This window comes from Bacillus cereus group sp. BfR-BA-01383 (genome assembly GCF_022663495.1).
Taxonomy (GTDB): Bacteria; Bacillota; Bacilli; order Bacillales; family Bacillaceae_G; genus Bacillus_A; species Bacillus_A cereus_AU.
The window spans coordinates 1-700 of record NZ_JAKUFP010000097.1 but is presented as its reverse complement, the minus strand read 5'-3'; the positions used below and the strand labels follow the sequence as shown (position 1 = coordinate 700).

Below are 700 nucleotides of genomic sequence, written 5' to 3'. Positions count from 1 at the left end.
GCACGGGATCGTAACTCGCCGGTTCATTCTACAAAAGGCACGCCATCACCCATTAACGGGCTCTGACTATTTGTAGGCACACGGTTTCAGGATCTCTTTCACTCCCCTTCCGGGGTGCTTTTCACCTTTCCCTCACGGTACTGGTTCACTATCGATCACTAGGGAGTATTTAGCCTTGGGAGATGGTCCTCCCAGATTCCGACGGAATTTCACGTGTTCCGCCGTACTCAGGATACATTCAAGAGAGAACGAAGTTTCGACTACGGGGTTGTTACCCTCTACGACGGACCTTTCCAGGTCGCTTCGTCTACCTCGTTCCTTTGTAACTCCGTATAGAATGTCCTACAACCCCAAGAGGCAAGCCTCTTGGTTTGGGCTAGATTCCGTTTCGCTCGCCGCTACTCAGGAAATCGCATTTGCTTTCTCTTCCTCCAGGTACTTAGATGTTTCAGTTCCCTGGGTCTGTCTTCCATACCCTATGTATTCAGGTAAGGATACCATACCATTACGTATAGTGGGTTTCCCCATTCGGAAATCTTCGGATCAAAGCTTACTTACAGCTCCCCGAAGCATATCGGCGTTAGTCCCGTCCTTCATCGACTCCTAGTGTCAAGGCATCCACCGTGCGCCCTTTCTAACTTAACCAAACTAAAATTAAAAAATATGAGCTACACTGTTATCTAGTTTTCAAAGAACATAC

At 48.0% G+C, this 700-nt stretch carries 1 rRNA gene; it reads right to left on the bottom strand.

The annotated features are described in order from the left end of the window. Nucleotides 1-645: ribosomal RNA gene (locus tag MR065_RS27035) — 23S ribosomal RNA — on the bottom strand; the annotation flags it as partial. Nucleotides 646-700: the final 55 nt, after the last annotated feature.